Source organism: Delftia sp. WY8 (assembly GCF_018437695.1).
In the GTDB taxonomy this organism is placed as follows: Bacteria; Pseudomonadota; Gammaproteobacteria; order Burkholderiales; family Burkholderiaceae_C; genus Comamonas; species Comamonas tsuruhatensis.
This window is the reverse complement of record NZ_CP049795.1, coordinates 1181117-1205783: the sequence shown is the minus strand read 5'-3', so window position 1 is coordinate 1205783 and position 24667 is coordinate 1181117. Positions and strand designations below refer to the sequence as shown.

The window sequence follows — 24667 nt, the reverse complement described above, 5'->3', positions numbered from 1 at the left end:
CCCCGAAACGCGTCGACCACCCGGGCAAGCGCCGGAAAGCCGGTCGCATGGCACCCCGGGCAGGCGTCCTGAAAACAGAAGATGAGCTTGAACCGGCCGGGCATGCGGTCCAGGTCGAAGTGTTCCAGCGCCTGGCCCGACGCGTCCACCCACCGGGTCACACCCAGGGGAGCGGCCGCTTCGCCAAGGACACCGGGTTCCTGTTTCGTTGTGGTCATGCGAAGTCTCCTTTCAGAAATCGTTGGGTACCCCAATCAGGTGCCGCAGAAGGTGCGGTGGGCTGCGGCCACTTCGGGCGAGGCCGGCAGCGTGAATGGCCGCGCGGACTCCACCGTCTCGTACGGCCGCCCCAGCACCGCCAGCAGGCGCTCGAACGGACCGAGGTCGGCCTCGTCCACGGCACTCGACAGCGCCGCCTCCACCTGGTGATTGCGCGGGATCACGAAGGGATTGACCGACCACGCCGTTGCGGCGCAGTCCTGCAAGGTCCTTCCCTCCCGGGCCATGCGCTGGCGCCAGCGCGCCAGCCAGTCCGAGAGCGCCGGGCGCTCCCGTCCGAACAGGTCGTGCAGTGCGGCATCCGGCCCCGTGATGGCGTCGGACAGGAGGCGGAACGCCAGCGTGAAGTCCACCTTTTCCCGCTGCAGCAGCTGCAGGAAGTCGTCCGCCAGGGCGCGGTCGTCCGGCTCTTCAGCGGCCAAGCCCAGCTTGGCGCGCAGCTGCCCGGTCCAATGCCGGTCAAAGCGCACGGCAAACCCGGCCACCACCTGTTCCACCCGTTCCACGACGTCGATATCGCGGGCGTCCAGAACCGGCAGCAACGCTTCGGCCAGACGGGCCAGGTTCCATTGCGCCATGGCCGGCTGCTGGCCGTAGGCATATCGCCCCTGACGGTCGATCGAGCTGAACACCGTGGCCGGATCGAAACCCTCCATGAACGCACACGGACCATAGTCGATGGTCTCGCCCGAAATGCTCATGTTGTCGGTGTTCATCACCCCGTGGATGAAGCCCACGCCCATCCAGCGTGCAATCAGCTGCGCCTGCCGCTCACAGACGGCCTCCAGCATCGGAATGGGCTTGTCGGAAAGCTTGGCGAGGGCGGGGTCATGCCGCGCCACGGCATAGTCGAGCAGCCGCCGAAGCATCACCTCCTCCTCCCGCGCCGCGAAGAACTCAAAAGTGCCCACCCGCAAGTGGCTGGCCGCCACGCGCACCAAGATCGCCCCGGGGGGCGAGCCCTCGCGGTTCACCCGCTCACCGGTCCGGATCACCGCCAGCGCACGCGTCGTGGGAATGCCCAACGCGTGCATGGCCTCGCCCATGAGGTACTCGCGCAGCGCCGGGCCCAGTGCCGCCTTGCCATCGCGACGGCGCGAAAACGGCGTACGGCCCGACCCCTTGAGGGCCAGGTCCCGACGCTGTCCTGCCGTGTCGATGAGTTCCCCGAGCAGCAAGGCGCGGCCATCCCCCAAGTGTGGCGAGAACTGGCCGAACTGGTGTCCCGCGTAGGCCTGCGCCAGCGGCGCCGCCTCAGCCGGCATTTCCACGCCGGACAGCCACGCCAGACCGGTCGCAGACTTCAGCGTCGCCGGCTCCAGCCCCAGCTCCAGCGCCAGGGCGTCGTTGAACTGCACCCAGGCCGGGGCCGGGGACGGCTCGGGCTTCCAAGGCACATAGAACCCCTGCATGTCCCGGAAGAAGCTGTTGTCAAACGGCAGCCGAAACGCCGGGCCCGTCCCCGGCGTCTTCGGCTCCGACACGGCCTTTGGTGTGGACGCACGCATGACTTCAGGCCGCCTTGAGACCATCGTTCGAAGCGCCGAACGCCCCGATCAGCTGCCGCTCGTCGAGCTCGAAGTCGCTGTAGAGCACCTCGTCCAGCGGATCGATCACCAAAAACCACGGCGTGCCGCGCGTCCCGTAGTCCGCCATGAGCGACGACGCGCGTCCGATCGCAGGGTCGTGTCCGAACGGAATGTTCAAGCCGTAGCGCAACTGCGTCTCGCGCAGGCGCTCGAAGGTGTTGGACTCGGCGCCCTCGAACACGGTCTGCACCGCGGCAAACGCGAAGCCGCGATCGCCCAACGCCTTGATCAGCTTCTGCAGGGTCGGAAAGCCATGGCTGTGGCAGCCCGGACACCAGTGCTGGAAGCAGAAGATCACTTTGAACCCGTCGCCCAGATCGGACAGCTTCAGCGGTGCCATGCTGCGCCCTTCGCCGTCGATCCACCACGGCACCCGCAGCTCGGGCGCCTGTTGAATGCACCGGGATTGCATCACCATCTCCTCAGGAAAAAAACAGACACACCGGGTCGGCCCGCCCACTGGCGCGCCGACCCCCACCGTTCTTGAGCGTTGGCCGTCAGCCGATCTCGCGTCGCGGCAGCTTCCAGCCCGCACGGGGGTAGTGGCAGGTGTAGCCGTTGGGGTGCTTGACCAGGTAGTCCTGATGCTCGGGCTCGGCCTCCCAGAACGGCCCCGCGGGCGCGAGCTCGGTGACCACCTTGCCCGGCCACAAACCCGAGGCATTCACATCGGCAATGGTCTGCTGCGCCGTGGCCAGCTGCTCGTCCGAGGTGTAGAAAATGGCCGACCGGTAGGAACTGCCGCGGTCATTGCCCTGGCGCCCCGGGGTGCTCGGATCGTGGATCTGGAAGAAGAACTCCAGCAGGTCGCGAAAGCTCGTCTGCGTGGGGTCGAACTCCACCTCCAACGCCTCGGCGTGGGTGCCGTGGTTGCGGTAGGTGGCGTTGGGCACATCGCCGCCGCTGTAGCCCACACGGGTGCGCAACACGCCAGGCAGCTTGCGCACCAGGTCCTGCATGCCCCAGAAACAACCGCCGGCCAGGACTGCTTTTTCGCTCGGGTTCATCGTGATCTCCTTCAAAGTTCTGCCTCAAGGCATTGAACCTGAAGTCGGGTCCGTTCGGCACAGCACAACGGCATTCGGCGTCCGCATCACGCCACCGATCGTCCAGAACCAGGGCGCGATGGACCTACGGCTGACTCAGATGCTCCATCTGCCAAGCGCTGGGCGATTGCCCCGAGGCCCGTTGAAACGCTCGCGCGAATGCGGTGGCATTACCGTAGCCCACCTGAGAGGCCACCGCCTTCACTGCCTGCCCTTGCGCGAGTAGGTTGCGGGCAACCGCCATGCGCCAGTGGGTCAAGTAGGTCAACGGCGGTATGCCCACCACCTGGACAAAGCGCAGGGCAAAGGCAGACCGGGACAGGTGCGCCAGCTCCGCCATGCTGTCAAGCGTCCAGTCGTGCTCTGGCGATTCGTGCAGCATGGACAGCACCACACCCAGACGGCTGTCGACCATGGCCTCCAGCACACCGCCGGACAGCAGTTGCCGATCAATCAGGTGACGCACAAGCACCACGAAGGTGTATTGCAGCAGGCGGTCGATCGCTGCCCGATAACCAAAAGCACGTGCCTCGGCCTCCTCGAACAGCAGCTCTACCGGTCGCTGCAGCGATGACGTGGCGGTCAAGTCAATCACCGTGACGTCCGGCAAGATCATGTCCAGCGGCGGCGCCAATTCACTGAGGGTGGCGCACATCAGGTCCACCCCCTGCGGCCCTGAGCCCTGAACCCAGTGCTCCAACGCGCGGGGAAGCAACAGCACGCTGGGCGCCCGCACGTTCAGCGGCGCAAAGCCCTTGCGCGTCAGTTGCAGCTCGCCGCGACTCAGCAGGTGCATCGTCCCCTGCTTGAGGCCGTCAGCCTCGGATCCCTGCGTCAGGGTACAGAGATTTCCCGAGAAAAACATGCGCGCCGTGGGGGTGAACCGTAACAGCTGGTTCAGCAGAGAGGCGTTCGGCAAGGGAGTGCTTTGGTTCAAGCGCGTGACACCTGTTGTGGGTTAGACCTTGATTATCTTGGAGCTTCCGCCTCTCCTTAGAATGACTGCATGCCCCCCCCCGTCCCTTTCGTCCAGCATCTCTCGACACCACCAAGCTCCCGCAGAAATTGAGGGCCAGGCGCTCAGGACGTCAAACTTCCTGCGCCAGGTCATTGAAAAAGACCTCGCCACCGGCACCTACGCCCAGCGCCAATGGGGCGGCGGCCCGGGTGATGCCGCCTTCCACGACGCCGGCCAGCCCGACCCGGCCAAGATCCGCACCCGCTTCCCGCCCGAACCCAACGGCTACCTGCACGTGGGCCACGCCAAGAGCATCTGCCTGAACTTCGGCCTGGCGCGCGACTACGGCGGCGTCTGCCACATGCGCTTTGACGACACCAACCCCGAGAAGGAAGAAAAGGAGTACGTGGACTCCATCCTCGACGCGGTGCAGTGGCTGGGTTTCAACTGGGAATCCAACTTCAACGGCAAGCAGGAAAGCCACCTGTACTACGCGTCGAACTACTTCGACTTCATGTACCGCGCGGCCGAATACCTTATCACCGCCGGCCACGCCTATGTGGACGAGCAGACAGCCGAAGACATGCGCATCAACCGCGGCGACTTCGGCAAGCCCGGCGTGGACAGCCCCTTCCGCAGCCGCAGCCCGGAAGAGAACCTGGCCCGCTTCCGCGAGATGCGCGACGGCAAACTGGCCGACGGCGCCGCCGTGCTGCGCGCCAAGATCGACATGGCCTCGCCCAACATCAACCTGCGCGACCCGGCCATCTACCGCATCCGCCGCGCCACGCACCACAACACGGGCGACGCCTGGTGCATCTACCCCATGTACACCTTCGCGCACCCCATCGAGGACGCGCTGGAGCAGATCACCCACAGCATCGCCACGCTGGAATTTGAAGACCAGCGCCCGTTCTACGACTGGTTGCTGGAGCGTTTGTGCGAAGGCGGCCTGCTCAAGGCCCCACCGCCGCGGCAGTACGAATTTGCGCGCCTGAACCTGACCTACGTGATCACCAGCAAGCGCAAGCTGGCGCAGCTGGTGAACGAGAAGAAAGTCAGCGGCTGGGACGACCCGCGCATGCCCACCATCGTCGGCCTGCGCCGCCGCGGCTACACGCCCGAGGTGACCTTGGCCGTGTTGGCGAAGCGGGCCAGGGCGGCGATACGGCTGGGAGGGATGTGCGCCGCCGCCGGCAAGGTGATGCCGATGCCGCGCACGTCATCGAGCCGGCGCAGTGCCCGAATCAACGCGGGGCCACTGACCATGACCGGGCCGGAGCGCAATTGATCCAGCCGGGAGCTGCGGTTGCCTTCGGCCACCGTCAGCAAGTCTTGCAGTTGCAATCGCTGTTCCTCAGTCACGCTGCGGCCCAGCGTAAACCAGAGGCGTTCTTCGACCCGACTGCGCAACTGGGCGATAAAGCGCTCTAGTTGAGACACACCAGGCAGGAGGACTTTCTGTGTGAACAGCCACGAGGTGGCTCGCTCAAACAGCACTCCCGGCCGGTCGGTGCCCGTCCAGCAGAGGGCATACAGCCAGCGGCTCAAGCGAAAGCCGATGCCCGGATCGGTGAAATGACGATAGCCAAAGCGGTTCTGAATATCGGTGGCATGTATCCAGCGGCGATGATCGCTATAGCGCTGGAGGCAGTCGGGGTCTGGAATCGCCAGTTGTCGGCAAAGCACCTGCAGGACTTCCACCGGCACGGCGGCGGGCTTGTCCGGCAGAACGCCAACGAAGCGGACGGTGGTCAGCAGAACGGCATAACCCAGACGGTTATGGTTACCCCGCAGCACCTGGATGGCTTCACGGTCTTCATCGCTCAGGTGGAAGTAACGTTCCAGCTCTTCACGGCTGGGCGAATCAACATAGCGGCCAAAACCGTCGCGTTGCTCTTGAGTCAGAAAACCGACCGGCATTGATCACAGCACCTCGACGCAGAACACGGCGGGCGTGACGATCCGCGTGCGTTCGATGTGCCCGCGTTGCAGCAGGCCGGCGCGGCGATCACCGGTTATCAGGTAGTCCGCATCGCCCGCCAAGGCCATGGCCAGCAAAAACGAGTCATCCGGATCATCGGCTTCGACCTCGATGGTCAGGCGCTCCAGTACCACAGCCCGTTGCAGGTTATTGATCATGGCGCCCACCTTGGCGGGCTGTAGGATGGCCTGAAGCTTGGGATAGCGGCTGGCTCGACGAATTTCATCGAGTTGCATCCGCGAGGTCACCACCTCGAAACGCGCCGCCCGCCAGGCACGGTAGATCGCATCGGGCGCGCCATGTGGCGAGATCAGGGCGCTGAACAGGATGTTGGTATCCAACACGACCCGCATCAGCGCTTACGTGCCCAGTCGAGCGCTTCGTCAACCGCGTTGGTCAATTCTGCCTCACTCAGATGGGCGTTAGCGGCCTTGGCCTGCTCAGCGCTCAGCTCCAGGATGTGTGCCCGTACCGCTTCTTCGATGAAGCGCGACAGGTCGCCCTTACGGCCGCCGCCCTGGCTGGCCAGAAACATCCGAAGCGACTGGTCGGTGTCGGCCGAGACGGCGACATTCCAGCGAATGGTATTCATAGCGTTCTCCGCTAATAGGTGTTTGTGTGTTTATACGCCAATCACAAAGGGCGATGCAATGGTTCGACAAAACGAACGTATATGTGACAGGTACGACATGCTGATAGGCTACATGCGGGTATCGAAGGCGGACGGCTCCCAGGCTACCGATTTGCAGCGCGACGCGCTGATTGCCGCCGGGGTCGATCCAGTACATCTTTACGAGGACCAGGCATCCGGCATGCGCGAGGATCGGCCCGGCTTGACGAGCTGCCTGAAGGCGTTGCGAACTGGCGACACACTGGTCGTGTGGAAACTGGATCGGCTCGGACGCGACCTGCGACATCTCATCAACACCGTGCACGACCTGACTGGGCGCGGCATCGGCTTGAAGGTATTAACCGGGCACGGCGCGGCCATCGACACCACGACCGCCGCCGGCAAGCTGGTCTTTGGCATCTTCGCCGCCCTGGCCGAGTTCGAGCGCGAGTTGATCGCGGAGCGCACGATTGCCGGCCTAGCCTCGGCCCGCGCGCGCGGGCGGAAAGGCGGCCGGCCGTTCAAGATGACCGCCGCCAAGCTGCGGCTGGCGATGGCGGCAATGGGTCAGCCAGAGACCAAGGTCGGCGACCTGTGCCAGGAACTTGGCGTCACGCGGCAGACCCTGTATCGGCATGTTTCACCCAAGGGTGAGCTACGTCCAGATGGCGAGAAGCTACTCAGCCGAATTTGATGCCGGCATGAGGCAACGTAGCGACAGCGTGGTTTGTCTCAATGGGAAGCGCTCATGATCGATCTTTGAAGGCCCGCAGCAGTCGTGTCACAGACAGGACGAACAAACCGGTCAGCGTGAGGGCTGCGATACCCCAGTACTCTCCGATGAACGCGCCGGCCGTCGTGCCGGCCAGCACAATGGCGAGAATCGGCAAATGGCAGGGACAGGTGAGCACGGCCAGCGCGCCCCACAGGTAGCCGGTGATCGGTTTGTGCGTCTCGGACGGCAAGCGCTCGGGGCTGTTCATGGCAGACTCTCCGCGTGCTGTGCCGGCTCGGTCGGCATGGTGGCCAACTGCACCTCCAGATCGGCCAACGCTTCGCGCCGACGCTCGACGAACTGGCGCAGAACGGCAAGCTGCGCGGCCGCTTCATCGCCGTCCGCAGCATCCAGCGCCCGGCACAGCCGCGCCAGCGCGTCCAGGCCGATGCCCGCCTCGAAGGCCGCCCGCACGAAGCACAGCCGTTGCAAGGCGGCATCATCGAACAGGCCATAGCCGCCCGGGGTGCACGCCACCGGACGCAGCAATCCGCGCAGCAGGTAGTCGCGCACGATATGCACGCTCACCCCGGCATCAAGGGCCAGCCGGGACACGGTGTAGGCGCTCATTGAAAACCTCCTTTTTTTATCCAGCGCAGCAGGAAAGCTGCTTCACGTCCTTGTTGAAGGTCTGCGCCGCAAGCTTCAACCCCTCGACCATTGTCAGGTAGGGGAACAACTGGTCGGCCAGTTCCTGCACCGTCATGCGGTTGCGGATGGCGAGCACCGCCGTCTGGATCAGTTCGCCCGCTTCCGGGGCCACCGCCTGCACGCCGATGAGCCGTCCGCTACCTTCCTCGATGACCAGCTTGATGAAGCCGCGTGTGTCGAAGTTGGCAAGCGCTCGCGGAACGTTGTCGAGTGTCAGCGTGCGACTGTCGGTCTCGATGCCATCGTGGTGCGCTTCCGCCTCGCTGTAGCCCACGGTGGCGACTTGCGGGTCGGTGAACACCACTGCCGGCATCGCGGTCAGATTGAGGGCTGCGTCGCCGCCGGTCATGTTGATCGCGGCACGGGTGCCGGCGGCCGCTGCCACGTAGACGAACTGCGGCTGGTCGGTGCAGTCGCCGGCCGCGTAGATGTTCGGGTTGCTCGTGCGCATGCCTTGGTCGATAACGATGGCCCCTTGCGCATTGACAGTGACCCCCGCCGCGTCCAGCGCGAGGCTGCGCGTATTCGGTGCCCGACCGGTGGCAACCAGCAACTTGTCAGCGCGCAATTCACCGTGTCCGGTGGTCAGCACGAATTCGCCGTTCACATGGGCGACCTGGCTGGCTTGCGTGTGCTCCAGCACCTCGATGCCCTCGGCGCGGAAAGCGGCTGTCACGGCCTCGCCGATGGCCGGGTCTTCCCGGAAGAACAAGGTGCTGCGTGCCAGGATCGTGACCTGGCTGCCGAGCCGGGCAAAGGCTTGCGCCAGTTCCAACGCCACCACCGACGAACCGATCACGGCCAGGCGTGCGGGAATGGTGTCGCTGACAAGCGCTTCGGTGGAAGTCCAGTAGGGTGACTCTTTCAGGCCCGGAATCGGCGGCACGGCCGGACTGGCACCGGTGGCGACCAGGCAGCGGTCGAACGTTACCTCGCGCTCGCCACCCTCGTTCAAACGGACGACCAGGCTCTGGTCGTCCTTGAAACGCGCTTCACCGTGCAAAACGGTGATGGCTGGATTGCCGTCCAGGATGCCTTCGTATTTGGCGTGCCGCAGTTCATCGACACGGGCCTGCTGCTGGGCCAGCAGTTTGCTGCGGTCAATCGCAGGCACAGTTGCCGCAATACCGCCGTCGAACGGACTTTCCCGGCGCAGATGGGCAATATGGGCAGCGCGGATCATGATCTTGGACGGCACACAGCCGATATTGACGCAGGTGCCGCCGATGGTGCCGCGTTCGATCAGCGTGACCGTCGCGCCTTGCTCGACGGCCTTCAGCGCCGCCGCCATCGCGGCCCCGCCGCTGCCAATGATGGCGATATGCAAACCGGCGCCCTCAAGTGCATCACGGATTTTTGGTTCATCTTTGAAATCACCAACCCGGATCGAGCCTTGATAACCCAATGCGGCGATGGCGGCCAGCAGTTGGTTGTGGCTCACGGCGGTGTCTGCCATGACTTGCGCGCGGCTTTCTGGATAGGACACCACAGCGGCATTCACGCCGGGAATCTTTTCCAAAGCATCTTTGACATGGGTGGCGCAGGATGTGCAGGTCATGCCATTCACGGTGATTTCGGTCATTTTTTTACTCCATTGAATTTCGGTGTGCAGCAGGCATCGGCTTGGCGTTTTCGTTGGATGGCGTAGATGGTCAAGCCGATGAAAATCGCCAGCGCAGGCAGCAGCACATAGTCCAGATAGCCGGTCAGCGCGGACAAGCCGACCACACCGAGCAAAATGACCAGAACAGGGGTGAAGCAACACAGCGCCACGAGGGTTGTGCCAATGATGCTGACCCGCAGCAGTGTCTTCGGGTCTTTCATGATCAGTTCTTGACTGATGATGGGTAGCCCGCATCCTCGGTAGCCTTGGTCAGTTTCTGCACGCTGGTCTTGGCATCATCGAAGGTGACCACCGCTTCGCGCGTCTCGAAGGTCACGTCAACTTTACTGACGCCATCGACCTTGGAAATCGCCTTCTTGACAGTGATCGGACAGGCCGAGCAGGTCATGCCCGGTACGGACAGCGTAACGGTCTGGGTGGCGGCCCACACGGGGGCAACAACGGCAGCGAGGGCAAGGGCGGAAAGCAGCTTTTTCATGGTGAACTCCTGTGATCAATAGAAAAATGGCACGACGTAGGGAAATCCGAGCGCGACCAAAACCAGCACGGCCACGCCCCAGAAAATGAGCTTGTAAGTAGCTCGCACTTGGGGAATCGCGCAAACCTCACCCGGTTTGCAGGCGGCTGACGGCCGGTAGATGCGCCGCCAGGCGAAGAACAACGCCACCAGCGCCACGCCGATAAAGATGGGGCGATAGGGTTCCAACACCGTCAAGTTGCCGATCCAAGCGCCGCTGAACCCCAAGGCGATCAGAACCAGCGGCCCGAGGCAGCAAGCCGAGGCGAGGATGGCGGCCAGCCCGCCAGTGAAGAGCGCGCCGCGCCCGTTTTGAGGTTCAGACATACGTTTGTCCTTTCGAATCTGAATTGGATAGCTTAAGCTTACTTCCGTAGTTATGTACGGAGTCAAGCGATATGGAAAACAATTTGGAGAACCTGACCATTGGCGTTTTCGCCAGGACGGCCGGGGTCAATGTGGAGACCATCCGGTTCTATCAGCGCAAGGGCTTGCTCCCGGAACCGGACAAGCCTTACGGCAGCATTCGCCGCTATGGCGAGACGGATGTAACGCGGGTGCGCTTCGTGAAATCAGCCCAGCGGTTGGGCTTCAGCCTGGATGAGATCGCCGAGCTGCTGCGGCTGGAGGATGGCACCCATTGCGAGGAAGCCAGCAGCCTGGCCGAGCACAAGCTCAAGGACGTGCGCGAGAGGATGGCTGACCTGGCGCGCATGGAGGCCGTGCTGTCTGATTTGGTGTGCGCCTGCCATGCGCGGAAGGGGAACGTTTCCTGCCCGCTGATTGCGTCACTGCAAGGGAAGAAAGAACCGCGCAGTGCGGACGCGGTGTAGCCCGAGGGAACTACGCCTTAGCGTGCTTTATTTTCCGTTTTCTGAGGCGACTCCAACGTCAGAAAAGACCGTGCGGTCGACTTTTGATATTTCGTGCTGTCGCCTTCTGAAAGTGACAAGCAAGTCAGTGCTGGGTCAGTGTCGGATAGCCCTGGATGAATACGCGGTCGGTCTTGGCCGCCGGCACATGGCAGCCCATGCAGTCGGCTGCGTAGCTGACGGCGACATTCTTGGCGGGGGCGTCGGCCTTGAACAGCGCCCAGCCCCAGCCGTCGCCCCACAAGGGGTTGCTGGCGAAACGGCCTTTGGCGTCCTTGACCATCACGAACCACACGGCCGCATCGGAACCCCAGACCACAGGGTCGCCGGTGGTCATGGCGCTGGTTTCGAGCTTGCGGATCTCTTTCACCAGCGTGGCGCCGTCCGGGAACTTGCCGGTCTTGCGGTAGTGCTCGGCCGAGGCCTTTTCGGTGTACACATCGTGCAGGCCGCGAGAGGCGGATTTTTCGTCCAACACCGCATATGAGCCCAGGTGGACGAAGTTTGTGCGGAAGTCTGTGGGGCGGCTGATGCCGCCCTGGCTGTCCACATAGGGCGAAAAGTCGCCGGCCGTGACGGCCAGTGGCAGGACGAGGGCGCTGGCGAGCAGAGCGCCGGTGAGTGCGATTTTCGTTGTGTTCTCCTTATATGCCTATGGAGATCAGACGGCGACCACGGGGAAATCCACCGTGGTGTCGGCGATGTGGTTGGTGTAGTTGGTGAGCGTGTTCAGCGCGATGTTGGCGATCACTTCCAGTATCAGGCCGTCGTCGAGCCCCGCGCGGCGGTAGTTGGCCATGGCGTCGGCCGACACCACGCCGCGTTGCTCGACCAGCGCGCGGGCAAAGCCGGCAATTGCATCGTCAAGTGCGTTGGCCGCCTGGCCGGTGCGGGCCGCGGCGATGGCCTCTGCCGACAGTCCGGCACCTTTGCCGATCAGGGTGTGTGCGCTCAGGCAGTACTGGCAGCGATTGGCTTGACCGGCAGCCAGCGCAACGATCTCGCGCTGGGTGGCACTCAGGCGGCCGGTGCCCAGCGTTTCGGACAGGCCGAGGTAGCCGTTGAGCGCTGCCGGCGCGTGGGCCAGCGTGGCGAGCAGGTTCGGCACCACGCCGAGCTTGGCTTTGACGGCCTTGAGTGTGGCAGCGGTAGCGGCGTCAGCGGTGTCGATGGTCAGGGGGGCGATTTGGGTCATGTCTATCTCCGTAGTGGGTGAGGTGCAAGAGCACGTGGGCATGATCGCCCTTTGTTTGGTACGATATGGCACGTAAAGTATCAAATACGTAACCTATCGTCTTATATGGAGAGTGGAATGGCGGATCGACTGGCCGGCTTGCTCCGGCACTACTCGCTTTCGGCGCGCGTTTTTCACAGCGGCGCCTTCTGTGGGCAGCATCATTACGCGGCGCCGCATGGCTATATCCATCTGGTGCGGCGCGGCCCGATTACGGCGCGTTCGCCCGTGCATGAAGATCTGCTGGTTACCGAGCCGAGCCTGCTGTTTTATCCGCGCGTGGCGTCGCATCGTTTTGTCGCCGCCCCCGGCGATACCGCTGAGCTGTTGTGTGCGGAGGTCGATCTGGGCGCTTCGACGGGCAATCCGTTGGCCATGGCCTTGCCGTCGATGCTGCTGATTCCGCTGGCGGACTTGCCCGGCCTCGGGCCGACGCTAGAGCTGCTGTTTGCCGAAGCCGAGCGCGACCAGTGCGGTCGGCAGGCCGCCATCGACCGCTTGTGCGAGTTGCTACTGATCCAGTTGCTGCGTTATCTGATGGATGGGCGGCTTGGCGCCACCGGACTGCTGGCGGGACTGGCCGACCCGAAACTCGCGCGCGCCATAACCGCCATGCACGATGCGCCGCAGACCGCGTGGTCGCTCGAGGCGCTGGCGGCGCAGGCGGGCATGTCACGCGCGCGCTTCGCCGCCGCGTTCAAAGACGCGGTGGGCGTCACGCCGGGCGACTATCTGGCCGACTGGCGGATGAACGTCAGTTGCACCCTGCTCAAGCAGGGGCGTCCGGTGGCGGTGGTGGCCGACCGCGTCGGCTACGGCAGCCCGAACGCGTTGGCGCGCGCCTTCCGCGTGCGCATGGGCTGCGCCCCGCGCGACTGGCTGGCGCAGCAGCGCGGTGACGCGTCGCTCAGCGGTTCGTGAGTTTGAGGTCGATTCGCCGGTTCTTGGCGTAGGCGGCGTCGGTGTTGCGCTCGTCGAGCGGGTGAAATTCACAGGCGCGGCACGGGAATCAAGGCATTGCGATTCTCGAAAATAGTTCTTGAAATTCTATTCTTGATTGCATATCATCTCAACGAGTTTCGATAAGAAAGGATGCCCATGCGACCGTCTGTTGTGCTTGACATGAAGCGAAGCGCAGTGCGTGAAGCGGTAGGCCGCTTTCGCGCCGCGAACCCGCGCGTCTTCGGCTCGGTGCTGCATGGCACCGACCGGGATGGCAGCGACCTCGACCTGTTGGTCGATGCGCTGCCCGGTGCCACGTTGTTGGACTTGGGCGATTTGGAAGAAGAACTGAAATCGCTGCTCGGCGTTGACGTCGATCTGCTGACTCCCGGCGACCTGCCGCCGAAGTTCCGGGCCAAGGTGCTCGCGGAGGCGCAACCGATATGAGCGAGAACCGCCTGCCCGATTACCTCGACCACATTCAGCAGGCCGCAACCGATGCGCGCAGCTTCGTGGAAGGGATGGCCAAGGACGACTTCTTGGCCGACAAGCGCACCCAGCAGGCCGTCATCATGAGCCTGATCGTCATCGGCGAGGCGGCCACAAAGGTGATGGATGGCTACGTCGAGTTCACCCAGGCGCATGCCGACGTGCCGTGGCGCAGCATGCGCAATATGCGTAATCGCATGGCTCACGGCTATTTCGACATCAACCTCGATGTGGTGTGGGAGACGGTACAGGAATGGCTGCCGGCGTTGCTCCAGCAATTGCCCGCCGTGCGTCAGGATGCCGACGATGAAGACCGTAACGACAAAGGCATGGAGCCATGACCAATCAAGCCGCCGATGTTCGGCCCCTCTGGCGTGTTCGATCCCGCGACCTATGAGCCGCGCTCGGGCAAGACCTTCTGGATGGCCGCAACGGACGAGAGTTCGCTGGTGGGCAAGGAGGCAGCAGCCGACACGCTCATCGGCAACTGCACGACCGCACGACCAGCCTCCCGTTCAAATTCGAGTTAGAATTCGAGTTAGAACTCATATCCAGCCTGTCTGGGGGCACTGTGAAAGAGGGATCTCCGATGACTGTTGAATCGAGAATATTTTCTGTAGCCGAGTATGTTCAGCCGTCCGAAGGCGAGCCTATTCGTTCCGTTGTGCTTGAAACCCGAGACTCAATTATCGTGGTTTGGCATGTCCATCCCGGGCAGGAAATTGCGGCTCACATTCATCCTCACGGCCAAGACACGTGGACTGTTTTGTCGGGAATGGCTGATTACTTTCAGGGCAATGGGATTGTTCGTGCCCTCAGGGAAGGTGAGATAGCCGTGGCAAGACCGGGCCAAGTGCACGGGGCGCGAAATACAGGTACCGAGCCATTTGTGTTCGTCTCGGTTGTGGCATCAGCCAATGCCGGTTTCGTATTGGCTGAGCGATAGAGCCCAATCTCTGGAGTTGGTCCAATGAGCGGTCGGGGAGATAGGTAACAGACATGCAGCGGACACGGCTGCTAAACCAGGTCGCAAACCTCCTTGCGTCGCAGCGTGCCGCAAGCGACGCGATCAATCGAATGGGGTCGGCATGAGACTGAACACCATCCAGTTCCCGACCGCGTAGCCGCCTGTCCTGCCGATCAGGTCTTGACCATCGACGCCTGGGATCAGTCCTGAATGTTCTTGGAGACCACTACGTTATGAGCCGCAGCCGCCGCAAAACACCCATCGTCGGGCACACGACCTGCGGCAGCGAGCGCGAGGACAAGAAGCTCTGGCATCAGCGCTGGCGCACCCGTGAGCGCACGGCGCTGACCAGCGCGTCGCCCGAAGCCCTGAGCGCCCATCTGCCCCTGCTGGAAAACCAGGCCAGCAGCGTCTGGTCGATGGGCAAGGATGGCCGCTCCTACTGGCCCGTCAAGCGCCAGGCCGCCACGGCGGATCGCATCGCCAATCACAAGGGACGCAACCCGCAAGAACGCGCCTCCCTGAAAAAGCGCCTGCTGCGCAAGTGGATGAGCAAATGAAGCTCTCCTTCCATCAGCACATTGCGCTGTTCTGGATGATCGGTGCTCCGGGCGTCTTCGCGCCCGTGATCGAGAACGCCAAGCGGCCCGATGCCGGCGCCGTCATGGCGTGGGGTGTCGCGATCGTGGCGGTGATGATCCTCTTCACCCCTTTGCTGCTGCGCTGTCCACCATTCCGGCGCTGGTATGGCCGGACGGATGCGCTGTCGGAGCGGCAGCGCCAGGCGCTTGCCGAGCGCGGCCTGCGCCGCTACTACCAGACCGCTTTCGATGACGGCTACGTGCCCCGCGTGATGCCCTACGTGTGGCGCATCATCTGGACGGTCGGCGGGTTGATGGCTGTGACCGCCGTACTGCCTACCAACACCGGACGGCCAGCCTTCGATGCCTTGGTGGTCTTCTCGACCTGGTATCCGATAGGCGTGATGCTGCTGGTTTTCGCGTCGAGGCCCCTTGGCCGGTTGATTCGCCAAAGAGCACAGGAGCGGCGGAAATGAGCACGTCAACCATCGAGGCGCTGGCCAGCGCCTGGGCAAGGATTGCCGAGGAAGCGGAATTCCCCGCTGACTACGAGGGGACTGCCACACCACAAGCGCATCGGGCTAGCGAAGCTATTCAGGAGCAGATTCGGGAGCGCATCGTCGCCACCAACGACATGCGGCTGTTCAGCCTGCTGCACCTGCTGGGTCAGGCGTCGCTGCGCATGGAGCAAGCGCTGTGGCCGGAGGATTACGAGCGGATGACGCGCGAGGTTGAGGAAGCCCTGCGGCAAGCCACCGACGCCAACGCCAGATCGTACACCCACGAAGAAGTGATGCAGGCGATGCAGGAACGCATCGACCGGGCGCGAGACAAGCCATGTTGATTGGCTATGCGCGCGTCTCGACGCAGGATCAGAACCTGGAGCTGCAACGCGAAGCCTTGAGCAAGGCCGGATGTAAAAAGGTCTTCGAGGACAAGGTGAGTGGCACGCGGGCAGACCGGCCTGGCTTGGCCAAGACGCTCGAAATGCTGCGCGAAGGCGATACTTTGGTCGTCTGGAAGCTCGACCGGCTGGGCCGGTCGGTCAAGCAACTGGTCGATCTGGTCGGCGATCTGCACAAGCACGGTGTCCAGTTCAGGAGCCTCACCGACTCCATCGACACCGGCACACCATCCGGGCGGTTCTTCTTCCACGTCATGGCGAGCCTTGCCGAAATGGAGCGCGAGCTGACCGTCGAGCGCACCCGCGCCGGGCTGGAAGTCGCCAAGCAGCTCGGCCGCAAAGGCGGCCGCAAGCCGAAGATGACCGACAGCAAGATCGAGTCGGCCAAGAAGCTGCTGGCCAGCGGGGTGCCGCCCAAGGACGTGGCCAAGAACCTCGGCGTGTCCATTCCGACGCTGTACCGCTGGGTGCCAGCCTCCACGCACGCTTAGCGTGCTTTATTTTCCGTTTTCTGAGACGACCCCAGGTAGGTTGTTCTCATTCAGGCGACTAAGTTGACAAACGCGACAAAGGCGACTAGAGTGAATCCTGTCCCAAACCTACTCGGGAGATGACCATGCCCACTGCCATTGAATTCATTGCCGACCGTCTGCCGCGCGTCACGGTGGAAGATGTACGCCGCTTCGCGGATACCGTCGAAATCCGGGATGCCACGGCTTTCGCGGCCGAGTTGCAGGCGTTCGTCCACGAGCGTGTGGAAGCGGTGACACTGCCCGCCAACTTGGAGGGGGAGACCGTTGGGCAGGCCCTTGCACGCAAGGCGGCCGCGCTGCGCGCCGACACGCGCTGGGCACCGAATGAAACCGACGTCCAGCGAGGCCGCGCCGTGCTGCTGGAAACCTTCAACCAGCCGCACAACCTGCCGCCCGCGGAGTTCGCCAAGCTGGCGGACAAGTCGCGCCAGCAGATCTACAAGGACATCCTCGCGCGTCGGCTGCTGGCGCTGAACGTGGGGCCGCGCGGTCAGAAGCTGCCCGACTGGCAGCTCGACCCGGTGAAACAGCAGTTGACCCAAACCGTGCTTCAGGAGGTCGAGGGTATCGATCACTGGACGATCTACCGCGCACTGTCCGAACCGCTCGAAGGCTTGGGTGGGCGCTCGCCGGTGGATGCGGTGACGCATGGCACGATCGATGACGTGGCCGAGGCCGTGTTCAACGTGCTGGGCGTCCAGGTGCATTGAAGCGAGATCGCCATGAGCCACGAGCTGCCTTCGTTCCTGATCGATGCCGGTGAACTGCTCCAGCATGTGAGCCGCGTCGTCTATCGGGGCAGCCCGCTGTACTATGGTCGCAGCAGCACGAATCGCTACGATGACCCGGCGGGGGCCTACGGCGTGCTCTACCTGGGGCGCGACCTGCCCACGGCGCTGATGGAGTCGGTGTTTCACAAGCACCAGTGGCTTGAAGACACGAAGCGCTCCATCGCCCTGAAGGAGGTCCACGCCCGGATGGTCCGCGCCGTGGGCGTGCTGGACGACGTGCTCCTGGCCGACCTCACGGCGCCGGGCGTCATGGCGGGCTACTTCGGCCTGAATCTGGAGCAGTTGGCGAGCCGCGACTACACGCACACGCAGCAGGTGTCCGCCCAGGTGCATGCGATGGTCGGCGACGACGGCCAGCCGCTGTTCGACGGGGTGCTCTATCCGTCGCGCAACAACTATCCCGCCGCGAGCATCGCCCTGTTCGAGCGTGCGGGAACGAAGGTCAGCGTTGTCGAGGACATCGACCTGGTTGACCATGTGGACTGGCCGCGTTTCGTTGCCACCTACCGCATCGGCGTGGAGCCCGACCCCGGCCCGGTGGAACCGGATGACGAAGCGTCCTGAAGCAGCAAGAAAACACATTGAAGCCCGAAACGGAATGAAGTGGAGCAAACAGGAATAGGCATTCCTCAGTAGCAGGAGACGACCATGAACACGACGACCCGCACCAGTACCGCAGAACGCCTCGGCCGTACCTTTGGCCGGGGATGGCGCGTCTATGCGCGTGGCGAACGGCGGGTATCGAATTGGTTGGTGGCCAAAGGGGTGCCTTCGGTTGGTGCCACAGTGCTGCTGTGGGTGGTCAAGCTGGCTGTGCTGGGCGCGCTGCTCTACGCCGCCTTCTGGTTCGCACTCGTGTTGCTGGGAGTCGTGGTGGCGGGATGGGCGGCGGCTGCCAATACATCGGAAGAAGACGAGTGGCCGTTCACCGACCTCACCGAACTGCGCAAGACACCCGGCTACGATCCCAATCTGTACAACGATACGTCGCACGAGTTGTACACCGACGACTGATCGGCACCGCGCTACTTCAGCTTACCTCCGGTAAGGGCCCCAGCGCCCTTACCGCCTGCTTGGCCGGCGCTCTTGCTGCCATCTGAAAGCCCCTGGATGACGTGCCCGGCCCGAATCCCAACCCAGGTAAGGCTCGCAAGCCAAAAGCCCGGCAAGACCAGGAACATCGTGCCCATGACGAACATCAGGAGCAGGTCGCCAAAGGCATTGTTCAACCCCACCAGCGGATCGAAGTTAGTGTGTGGCCGGTTCCAGCCGAAGCCCCACCCATAGAGCGCATCGAGGATGGTGCTGTCGATCCAGCGTGCGAGTTGGAACCAGAAATCGGTGAAGAACAGCGCGAACTGCACGACGCTGACGGTGACGACCGTCTTCAGGTCATAGGTTCCGACGACCAGTACGAGCGGGATGCAGATGACCAGTGCCATCTTGAGCAAGGCAAGCACCATGGGCAGCGCCTGGCGCACCACGTCCATGGCGGGAAATGCGGCAAGTGCCCCGACCGCCATTCCTACATCCCCCGTGGCCCGCGTCACGATGTTCGGCAGGGTCTTGTCGATCTGGCCGCCGTAGTCGGTATAGACCGAACCCTGGTTGAGCTTCTGCTGTCGCGGTGACGCGATGGTACGGACCACCGAATCGTCCACCTCGGTACGGCTCAGGAACCCGGCCCAGCCCGCCAAGCGATTCAACAGGCTGGGGTCCACCTGGCCCAGCAGCCGTGCCCGCAGGCCGTTGCTGCCATCGGCCCACCACTGCCTGCAGGTCGGGTAGCCGCCGCCACTGGCCACCTGCGCAAGCCCTGCGTCGCGGGTGTCGTCATAGGGCCATGACTCGCGCGCCGTGCTGGAACGGTAGCTGTCGTAGTAGCCGCCGGTATCCGTGAAAAACCTCGAACCGATCCAGGTCACGTCGTTCATTTGAGCTTCGTCCAGCTCCGGCCGCGCCATGAACAATTTAGCGCGTGCAGGTCCGTAGCAGTCGTGTGTGAAATCGGCCACTTCCTGAGCCAGAACCGGGTCATTGATGCGGGTAGCGTCGATCTCCATGCGCATCTGTCGCAGGTCTGTCCCGCACGGGATTGCCGCCACCGAGGCGCTGGTGACGGCGCGCGAGAGCGCGTGCATGAAGGCCCACCAGACCGGCACCTTGGCACTCTGGTTGTTGATGGTGCTGAAGGACTGGGACCAGCCGGTATCCGTGGGCTGCGGCACGTTGACCTGGCACTGGGCCGAGCGCGAGCTGTCGTACTGAATTGTGTTGAGGTCCACGTCGATGAAGGGGATGCCGGCGAACATCACCACCACGATGGCGACGAACACCCGGTTCTCGATGCGTGCGGCCGAGAGCACGCCCTTGTTGCCTTCGTCGGCACCTTCCGCACGGGCCTTAAGCCATTCCTGCACGATGATCGCCACGAAGGGCAGTGCGAATACCCCGCTGGATACCAGTACCGCCCAGATGCCGTTGTTGACGATCCAGGACACCAAGGTCAGGTAGTACTCCAGGTAGTCGGTTGTGAAAAGCGTCATGGCTCGGACCTCCCCTCAGCCCTGCATCAACAGGCTGGCTTCAAGCGCCACGATGGCAACGACGCCGGCGATCTCGCTGCGTACCAGGCGGCGCCGCGCTTGCGCGTCGTCCTCACGCGCAAGCAGCCGGCGACGCATCCAGACCCAGCCGTAGGCCGTCGCGCCATACAGGCACAGCCGCCAGACCAGGAAGTAGCCCGCTGCTGCCGCCAGCCAACGCTCCCAGCCCGCGACACTTCCGACGAGGTAGATGCCAACGATGTTGGCACCCACGGCGACGGCCGCGAGTACCATCGTCCACAGCAGCGCCTTCGCTGCGCGCCGGTTGAACAGCCAGCGCGGGCGCAGCCAGGCCGCACGCATCAGGCTCATGGCCGGCCTCCCGGATTGCCCTTCTGCAACTGATCGAGGCGGTCAGGCACCGGATCGCCTTCGTAGATGCCACGCGAGCCCGCCGCGCGCGTGCTGTGGCGCTGGATGATCGCCATGGGCGAGTTGTTCGCCAGCTCCCGGCGCAGCTCCAGCTCGGTCTTAAGGTTGCGAATCTCGCGATCGAGCGTGTCGCTCTCGTGGTTCACCGCCTCCACGGCGAGCTGGTTGGCCGCCACGTTGGGCTCCTTCTTGCCGGTCAGCAGCGTGCGTTGCAGCAGTAGCGCCTTCTCCAGCACCGACGCCAGCGCAACCTCGGACGCCAGGCGCTGCGACAGCAGGTGCTGGTCCGGTTCGTCGCGCAGTGCCTCGACCACGCCGCGCGTGATGGGCAGCGACGCGCTGCCGGCCTCCCGCAGGTTTTCGGGCGTCGTGTTCTTCGCCTTGGAGACCAGGTCCTGGAGCGCCTGCAGCTTGGCGTCGTACTCCTCCTGGATCAGGGGCGTCAGCCCGACGCCGGGCACCGTCTCCGTCTTGGTGCAGGCGTCGCAGGTGCGCTGCTCCTTCTCGCCGAGCACCCGTGTTGCCCACTCGATGGCCGCCTGCGGCGTGGTCCAGGTTTGGCACGACAGGCTCGTGCAACTGGCCGGAGCGATTGCCGACGTGTCGGTCACCCCGCGGCCATTGACCAGGTTGTAGCCCGCGCGGGTGACGTCACCGACCACCTTGATCGCGGGCTGACCGGAGCCGCCGGCATTGCTTCCCCCGACCCAGGGCACGCCATCGTTGCCACGGCGCGTCTCGGCCTGCTCGATGGCCGAGACGGCATCCGTGCTCGAAACAGCGTCACGCAGCGCCAACCCCTCTGCCATCTGGCTCCAGCCGAGTTGGCCGCCAGCCGTTTCGGCCATCTTTTCGGCCATGGCGCGGCACGTCAGCTTCGAGCGGTCGAAATCCAGCCGCGCTTGCAGAACGCCGTTGGTGAGCAGGTTGTAGAGGCCTGGATCTGCACGCTGGATGATCAACGCCGGCAGGGACGCCACAGCACTCGTAGCACTCTGGATCACCGAGGACATGATCTGCTGAAAGCCATTGGTGACACCGTTGAGTTGATTCTTCAACGTGGTCTGGATGCTCATGTCGCCGCAGATCAGATTGCTGTTCCAGCCGACACCCACGCCGAGCGAGCGCATGCCGGCTGCGCGGCCCATCGAAACGGCGCTGCCGCCGCCGATGGAGTACATGACGTCATCGCCGATGACGTTGCCGCTGGTCTGGTAGCCCAGTTGGCCCCAGGCCACGCCGCTTGCCAGAACCAACGCGCCGGTAAGCGCCAAACAGATCCTCTTGCCACGAGCCGGTGGGGAGAACTGCATAGAGTCGGAACGCTTCATCGCGGCACCTCAAAGGAAATCAACGCTGCCAAGGAACACCTGTCCACGGCGTTCGCAGCAGGCATACGGCCGCCACAGCGCCCAGGCGTAGTCGCCTTGCTGGGCCTGAGTCAGGAAGCCGGTGCGTGGGAAAACCGTGCAGGACGAGGACAGGACGGGCGTGAGTTCCTGCCACTTGCCAGTCGAGGCATCACCCTCCATCAGCGCGCTGGCGGGCCAGTAGCCATCGCGGGCATTGGCAAGCAGCGGCTGGTACACGTGCAACTGCCCGCGGCGCGTGACGACATCGCCCGCACGCTGGGCCACCACGGCTCCCGATTTGTGGTCGTCGGTCTGGTGCAGGAAGCCGCCGCGGGGATACACGTTGCCCCAAAGGTTCATCGTGGTGCGTGCGCCGACCTCGCGCATGCCGGGAATCAATGCCTCCGGGTAGGCCATCTCGGGCACGTTGTAGCGCCAGGCAAGCGTGTCCAAGGTGCTGAGCAGATACGGCATGAATGCCGTTCCCGCGCCCTCGCAGAAGTAGCCCGAGGACGAAACAAACTGGTTGAACACCTCGACGCCGGGATGGCCGATCACGTCGGCGTTCTTGAATTTCGCGAGATTGTTTTCGTGATCCTCGTTCGTCGTTCCATCGCCGCCCGCTTGGGCGGACGGGTTGGCCGTACTCATCGCCCGGACTTCGACCCACGGGTTCTCGCCCGTGTTGCTGTAGCTGGAGACGACCGCATCGGGGATGTAGTGGCGCACCTTGACAGAGGTGCGCACCGTGCAGCCTCCCCAGGTGCAGTAGAGCCAGTAGCAGATACCCACCACCCGGTACTCCAAGCAATCGGGCGAGGCCACCGAGGCAACGATGGCGGTGGTGTTCAAGGCGTAGCTACCCGTGGCGCTGAGCAGCAGCAAGGAAGCCACGCCAGCCCGCATGCGGCGCATAAGGTCGAATGGCCTCGTCATGGCTGGGTCCTCCGACGCTGCTCGATGCGCGCGACAGCGCGGGCCACATCCGGCTCGCCATAGACCACGTAGCGCTGATCCACCACGACAGCCGGGATGCTGGTGATGCCCAGGCTCCATGCGTCGGTGACGCCCTGGTATGCGGAAGCGATGCGGCGCTGTAGGTCGGCGCCGCCTTGGTTCAGCCGACGCTTGACGGTGGCCGCCGCCTGTTCGGGGGCGGCGGGCAGTTCCGCAGAAAGCTCCGCTTCAATCCGGCGGGCTTCGTCCAGCTCGATCAGCCGCTCGCCGCCCATGGTCTTGACCGGGTGGTGGCTGTCGGTGACGACCAGTACGTCGGCTGCGAAGGTGACGGGGCTGAACACGGCCAGGGACGCCGGCAGCGCCACGACGAGACCAAGGGTTCGCCAGCCCGACGCGAACGTGGAAAAGGATGCCGGCATGTCGCGTGCCCCGAAAGTTGATCAGGGCCATAGTCAAACGCGAACCCGATGCCACCCCAACAAACAATGCGCATCGCGGGCTGCCCGCATACCTGCTTGTCCCGGGCCATAAAAAAACGGAGGCCGAAGCCTCCGCGAGGATCAATGAAGCAATGCGACCGTTACAGCAGGCCTGACTCCGCAAAGGAGAACGGGGAACCTTGGCCTACGATGATGTGATCCAGTACCCGTACATCGATGAGCGCCAGCGCGGCCTGCAGTTGCTGGGTCAGCACACGATCCGCGCTCGACGGCTCGGAGATGCCCGAGGGGTGCTGGTGCGCGAAGATCACCGCGGCGGCGTTCAACTCCAGCACACGCTGTACGACGACACGTGGATAAACAGAAGTCGAGTTGATCGTGCCCCTGAACAATGGCTCGTAGGCCAGCACCTGGTGCATGCTATCCAGGAACACAGCGGCGAATATCTCGTTGGGTTCAGCGACCAGTTTCACGCGCAGATAGTCCCGCACGGCGGCCGGCTGGCTGAGGCATGGTCCAGCTTTGAAGATCCGTTTTTCCAGCAGCACGATGGCCTGCTGGATGATCCAGTCTTCGTGCTGGGCAGCTACGGCGGAAAGCGACTCCACACAGGAGTCATTGATGGCGAAAGACATGGCGAACCTCCAGACGGTGAGATCGGAGGGCGCGCGCCCCCGAGGGCAAGCCCTCCTGGGGATGAGAATGAAAAGATGCATCCATCACCGCGATTGCGGTGACCGTTCGCGGCCAGGATGCAAGGCGAACGAGTCGCGGTCAGCGCAGAGGACTGCGCCGTAGCCTTGAAGACCGGGGCTACCTGGGCATGTCGCCGACGACGTCGGCAGGCATTTCGGATGTGGGTGTGCTGGTCGGACCCTCAGCCGCCAGCATGTCCATGGCTGACAGCAAGGCATCGCCCTCGATCGGCCCCTGCAGCAGGATGGCCTGGCCCGTTTGGCGATCGAGCAGGCGCAGCGACGGCGTGGCGGTTACGCCGCTCTTGGTGGCTTCCGCAGCCTGGGCGCGGATAGCCGCACTGGGCCTTTCGCTTGCCATGCACTGCTCGCTGGCTGGCGTCGATTCGGGGTACCGCAAGCCATCGGGCAAGCCCTGGCCGTCGCTGCGCGTGTGGGCATAGACCCATTCGATCGCCTGCCAGAACGCGACATGCCCACCTGCTTCGGCAGCGCATTCCACTAGGCGTGCCTCGGCTGACGCGGCCGGCTCGTGCTCGGCCAGCGGCTGGTGGTGCCATTGCAGCGCCACGTCGGTGTTGTTGCCGATCCACCGCTTGAGCTGCGGGAAATACTCCCGGCAGAACGGGCACTCCAGGTCGGCATAGAGCGTCAGCGTGAAACGGCCTTTGGGGTTGCCCATTAGCCAGGGCGGCCCGGCCACCGGTGCCATGCTGACCGGCGTGGGCGGCTGCGGCGGGGATTCGCCGGGCGACCTTGACACAAGCCAGATCAGCAGCAGCGCGACCAGCACAGCAGCCAATGCCCAGGGCCAGCGGGGCCGCCCGTTGCGGCGGCGGAACGCCTGGACCTGCATCGGAATGGAAGGACGTTTCTGTTCCATGGCGTTCTCCGTC

36 protein-coding genes and 1 pseudogene are annotated in these 24667 nt (G+C 63.9%); 15 read left to right on the top strand and 22 right to left on the bottom strand.

Annotated elements, in window-relative coordinates; translation table 11 throughout:
* Positions 1–254 precede the first annotated feature (254 nt).
* The 4 genes from G4D77_RS05535 to G4D77_RS05520 all read right to left on the bottom strand — a co-directional run bounded on the left by G4D77_RS05535 (position 255) and on the right by G4D77_RS05520 (position 3851).
* Entirely contained in the window at positions 255–1787 is a 1533-nt protein-coding gene (locus G4D77_RS05535) for a protein adenylyltransferase SelO (RefSeq protein ID WP_213757911.1), read from the bottom strand.
* 4 nt (positions 1788–1791) lie between these two features.
* A complete protein-coding gene (locus G4D77_RS05530; RefSeq protein ID WP_034053978.1) occupies positions 1792–2280 on the bottom strand; it encodes a peroxiredoxin family protein in 489 nt (162 codons plus the stop codon).
* A gap of 85 nt (positions 2281–2365) precedes the next feature.
* On the bottom strand, positions 2366–2875 hold the full coding sequence (gene msrA / locus G4D77_RS05525; RefSeq protein ID WP_008652077.1) for a peptide-methionine (S)-S-oxide reductase MsrA: 510 nt from the start codon (positions 2873–2875) through the stop codon (positions 2366–2368).
* A 124-nt stretch (positions 2876–2999) separates the two neighbouring features.
* A complete protein-coding gene (locus G4D77_RS05520; RefSeq protein WP_052157284.1) occupies positions 3000–3851 on the bottom strand; it encodes an AraC family transcriptional regulator in 852 nt (283 codons plus the stop codon).
* A 61-nt stretch (positions 3852–3912) separates the two neighbouring features.
* On the opposite strand from G4D77_RS05520, the pseudogene glnS reads away from it, so the two are divergent.
* Positions 3913–4998, top strand: a pseudogene (glnS, locus tag G4D77_RS05515) (glutamine--tRNA ligase); the annotation flags it as partial.
* On the opposite strand, the gene G4D77_RS05510 reads toward glnS, so the two are convergent.
* Genes G4D77_RS05510 through G4D77_RS05500 form a run of 3 tightly spaced genes read right to left on the bottom strand, consistent with a single transcriptional unit; the run spans position 4986 to position 6448 of the window.
* Entirely contained in the window at positions 4986–5795 is an 810-nt protein-coding gene (locus G4D77_RS05510) for a DUF4158 domain-containing protein (protein WP_250134259.1), read from the bottom strand. The pseudogene glnS and the gene G4D77_RS05510 sit on opposite strands and share 13 nt — an antisense overlap.
* A gap of 3 nt (positions 5796–5798) precedes the next feature.
* Positions 5799–6209: a putative toxin-antitoxin system toxin component, PIN family gene (locus G4D77_RS05505; protein WP_003463562.1), complete on the bottom strand. Its 411-nt coding sequence runs from the start codon at positions 6207–6209 to the stop codon at positions 5799–5801.
* Positions 6209–6448 (bottom strand): ribbon-helix-helix domain-containing protein, encoded by a 240-nt coding sequence (locus tag G4D77_RS05500; protein ID WP_003089107.1) that lies wholly within the window; start codon positions 6446–6448, stop codon positions 6209–6211. Before G4D77_RS05500 ends, G4D77_RS05505 begins: the two co-directional genes overlap by 1 nt.
* A gap of 97 nt (positions 6449–6545) precedes the next feature.
* Between G4D77_RS05500 and G4D77_RS05495 the strand changes: the two genes are divergently transcribed.
* The gene (locus G4D77_RS05495; protein ID WP_000904941.1) at positions 6546–7160 is read left to right on the top strand and encodes a recombinase family protein; all 615 of its coding nucleotides are present in this window, start codon (positions 6546–6548) and stop codon (positions 7158–7160) included.
* A 52-nt stretch (positions 7161–7212) separates the two neighbouring features.
* Here the strand turns inward: G4D77_RS05495 and merE are convergent, their stop codons facing one another.
* Genes merE through merT form a run of 6 tightly spaced genes read right to left on the bottom strand, consistent with a single transcriptional unit; the run spans position 7213 to position 10360 of the window.
* Positions 7213–7449: a broad-spectrum mercury transporter MerE gene (gene merE, locus G4D77_RS05490; RefSeq protein ID WP_001087809.1), complete on the bottom strand. Its 237-nt coding sequence runs from the start codon at positions 7447–7449 to the stop codon at positions 7213–7215.
* A complete protein-coding gene (gene merD / locus G4D77_RS05485) occupies positions 7446–7811 on the bottom strand; it encodes a mercury resistance co-regulator MerD (protein ID WP_003465059.1) in 366 nt (121 codons plus the stop codon). The genes merE and merD overlap by 4 nt, the downstream gene beginning before the upstream one ends.
* Positions 7812–7827: 16 nt before the next feature.
* Positions 7828–9474, bottom strand: coding sequence for a mercury(II) reductase (merA, locus tag G4D77_RS05480; protein WP_000136268.1), 1647 nt, complete (start codon positions 9472–9474; stop codon positions 7828–7830).
* Positions 9471–9716: a mercury resistance system transport protein MerF gene (merF, locus tag G4D77_RS05475; RefSeq protein ID WP_000654684.1), complete on the bottom strand. Its 246-nt coding sequence runs from the start codon at positions 9714–9716 to the stop codon at positions 9471–9473. Before merF ends, merA begins: the two co-directional genes overlap by 4 nt.
* A 2-nt stretch (positions 9717–9718) precedes the next feature.
* Positions 9719–9994 (bottom strand): mercury resistance system periplasmic binding protein MerP, encoded by a 276-nt coding sequence (gene merP / locus G4D77_RS05470; protein ID WP_000735441.1) that lies wholly within the window; start codon positions 9992–9994, stop codon positions 9719–9721.
* Between the two features lie 15 nt (positions 9995–10009).
* Entirely contained in the window at positions 10010–10360 is a 351-nt protein-coding gene (gene merT, locus G4D77_RS05465) for a mercuric ion transporter MerT (RefSeq protein ID WP_001294667.1), read from the bottom strand.
* Between the two features lie 71 nt (positions 10361–10431).
* Between merT and merR the strand changes: the two genes are divergently transcribed.
* Positions 10432–10866, top strand: coding sequence for a mercury resistance transcriptional regulator MerR (merR, locus tag G4D77_RS05460; RefSeq protein WP_000429838.1), 435 nt, complete (start codon positions 10432–10434; stop codon positions 10864–10866).
* A gap of 124 nt (positions 10867–10990) precedes the next feature.
* On the opposite strand, the gene G4D77_RS05455 is transcribed toward merR, so the two are convergent.
* A complete protein-coding gene (locus tag G4D77_RS05455) occupies positions 10991–11380 on the bottom strand; it encodes a cytochrome P460 family protein (protein ID WP_197506363.1) in 390 nt (129 codons plus the stop codon).
* A 186-nt stretch (positions 11381–11566) separates the two neighbouring features.
* A complete protein-coding gene (locus G4D77_RS05450; RefSeq protein WP_013521184.1) occupies positions 11567–12100 on the bottom strand; it encodes a carboxymuconolactone decarboxylase family protein in 534 nt (177 codons plus the stop codon).
* Between the two features lie 117 nt (positions 12101–12217).
* Between G4D77_RS05450 and G4D77_RS05445 the strand changes: the two genes are divergently transcribed.
* The 12 genes from G4D77_RS05445 to G4D77_RS05390 all read left to right on the top strand — a co-directional run bounded on the left by G4D77_RS05445 (position 12218) and on the right by G4D77_RS05390 (position 18360).
* Positions 12218–13060 carry a helix-turn-helix transcriptional regulator gene (locus G4D77_RS05445; RefSeq protein WP_079436164.1) on the top strand — a complete coding sequence of 281 codons (843 nt, stop codon included), beginning with the start codon at positions 12218–12220 and terminating at the stop codon, positions 13058–13060.
* 177 nt (positions 13061–13237) lie between these two features.
* Positions 13238–13528: a nucleotidyltransferase family protein gene (locus G4D77_RS05440; protein ID WP_001247892.1), complete on the top strand. Its 291-nt coding sequence runs from the start codon at positions 13238–13240 to the stop codon at positions 13526–13528.
* On the top strand, positions 13525–13911 hold the full coding sequence (locus G4D77_RS05435; RefSeq protein ID WP_003100872.1) for a HepT-like ribonuclease domain-containing protein: 387 nt from the start codon (positions 13525–13527) through the stop codon (positions 13909–13911). Before G4D77_RS05440 ends, G4D77_RS05435 begins: the two co-directional genes overlap by 4 nt.
* Before the next feature lie 15 nt (positions 13912–13926).
* Positions 13927–14100: a hypothetical protein gene (locus tag G4D77_RS05430; RefSeq protein WP_166312401.1), complete on the top strand. Its 174-nt coding sequence runs from the start codon at positions 13927–13929 to the stop codon at positions 14098–14100.
* Positions 14101–14159: 59 nt separating this feature from the next.
* Entirely contained in the window at positions 14160–14516 is a 357-nt protein-coding gene (locus G4D77_RS05425; protein WP_003465043.1) for a cupin domain-containing protein, read from the top strand.
* A 254-nt stretch (positions 14517–14770) separates the two neighbouring features.
* Positions 14771–15097 carry a hypothetical protein gene (locus G4D77_RS05420; RefSeq protein WP_003100858.1) on the top strand — a complete coding sequence of 109 codons (327 nt, stop codon included), beginning with the start codon at positions 14771–14773 and terminating at the stop codon, positions 15095–15097.
* A complete protein-coding gene (locus G4D77_RS05415; protein ID WP_003100856.1) occupies positions 15094–15594 on the top strand; it encodes a hypothetical protein in 501 nt (166 codons plus the stop codon). The genes G4D77_RS05420 and G4D77_RS05415 overlap by 4 nt, the downstream gene beginning before the upstream one ends.
* A complete protein-coding gene (locus tag G4D77_RS05410; protein ID WP_003100853.1) occupies positions 15591–15962 on the top strand; it encodes a hypothetical protein in 372 nt (123 codons plus the stop codon). Before G4D77_RS05415 ends, G4D77_RS05410 begins: the two co-directional genes overlap by 4 nt.
* Complete coding sequence (locus G4D77_RS05405) at positions 15956–16513, top strand: recombinase family protein (protein ID WP_003100847.1); 558 nt, start codon at positions 15956–15958, stop codon at positions 16511–16513. The genes G4D77_RS05410 and G4D77_RS05405 overlap by 7 nt, the downstream gene beginning before the upstream one ends.
* A gap of 125 nt (positions 16514–16638) precedes the next feature.
* Entirely contained in the window at positions 16639–17265 is a 627-nt protein-coding gene (locus tag G4D77_RS05400; protein WP_023657212.1) for a hypothetical protein, read from the top strand.
* A 12-nt stretch (positions 17266–17277) separates the two neighbouring features.
* A complete protein-coding gene (locus G4D77_RS05395; protein WP_028690952.1) occupies positions 17278–17910 on the top strand; it encodes an RES family NAD+ phosphorylase in 633 nt (210 codons plus the stop codon).
* Positions 17911–17994: 84 nt separating this feature from the next.
* Positions 17995–18360, top strand: a complete 366-nt coding sequence (locus tag G4D77_RS05390) for a DUF3742 family protein (protein WP_028690953.1) — start codon at positions 17995–17997, stop codon at positions 18358–18360.
* Between the two features lie 11 nt (positions 18361–18371).
* On the opposite strand, the gene G4D77_RS05385 is transcribed toward G4D77_RS05390, so the two are convergent.
* The 7 genes from G4D77_RS05385 to G4D77_RS05355 all read right to left on the bottom strand — a co-directional run bounded on the left by G4D77_RS05385 (position 18372) and on the right by G4D77_RS05355 (position 24654).
* Entirely contained in the window at positions 18372–19892 is a 1521-nt protein-coding gene (locus tag G4D77_RS05385) for a conjugal transfer protein TraG N-terminal domain-containing protein (RefSeq protein ID WP_023103895.1), read from the bottom strand.
* A 15-nt stretch (positions 19893–19907) separates the two neighbouring features.
* Entirely contained in the window at positions 19908–20264 is a 357-nt protein-coding gene (locus tag G4D77_RS05380; RefSeq protein ID WP_017516006.1) for a hypothetical protein, read from the bottom strand.
* A complete protein-coding gene (locus G4D77_RS05375; RefSeq protein ID WP_128730093.1) occupies positions 20261–21655 on the bottom strand; it encodes an integrating conjugative element protein in 1395 nt (464 codons plus the stop codon). The genes G4D77_RS05380 and G4D77_RS05375 overlap by 4 nt, the downstream gene beginning before the upstream one ends.
* Before the next feature lie 9 nt (positions 21656–21664).
* On the bottom strand, positions 21665–22612 hold the full coding sequence (locus G4D77_RS05370) for a TIGR03756 family integrating conjugative element protein (RefSeq protein WP_023103897.1): 948 nt from the start codon (positions 22610–22612) through the stop codon (positions 21665–21667).
* A complete protein-coding gene (locus G4D77_RS05365; RefSeq protein ID WP_017514119.1) occupies positions 22609–23055 on the bottom strand; it encodes a TIGR03757 family integrating conjugative element protein in 447 nt (148 codons plus the stop codon). The genes G4D77_RS05370 and G4D77_RS05365 overlap by 4 nt, the downstream gene beginning before the upstream one ends.
* Before the next feature lie 161 nt (positions 23056–23216).
* Positions 23217–23711 (bottom strand): RadC family protein, encoded by a 495-nt coding sequence (gene radC, locus G4D77_RS05360; protein ID WP_023103898.1) that lies wholly within the window; start codon positions 23709–23711, stop codon positions 23217–23219.
* A gap of 178 nt (positions 23712–23889) precedes the next feature.
* Entirely contained in the window at positions 23890–24654 is a 765-nt protein-coding gene (locus G4D77_RS05355; RefSeq protein WP_023103899.1) for a DsbA family protein, read from the bottom strand.
* Between the last annotated feature and the right edge of the window lie 13 nt (positions 24655–24667).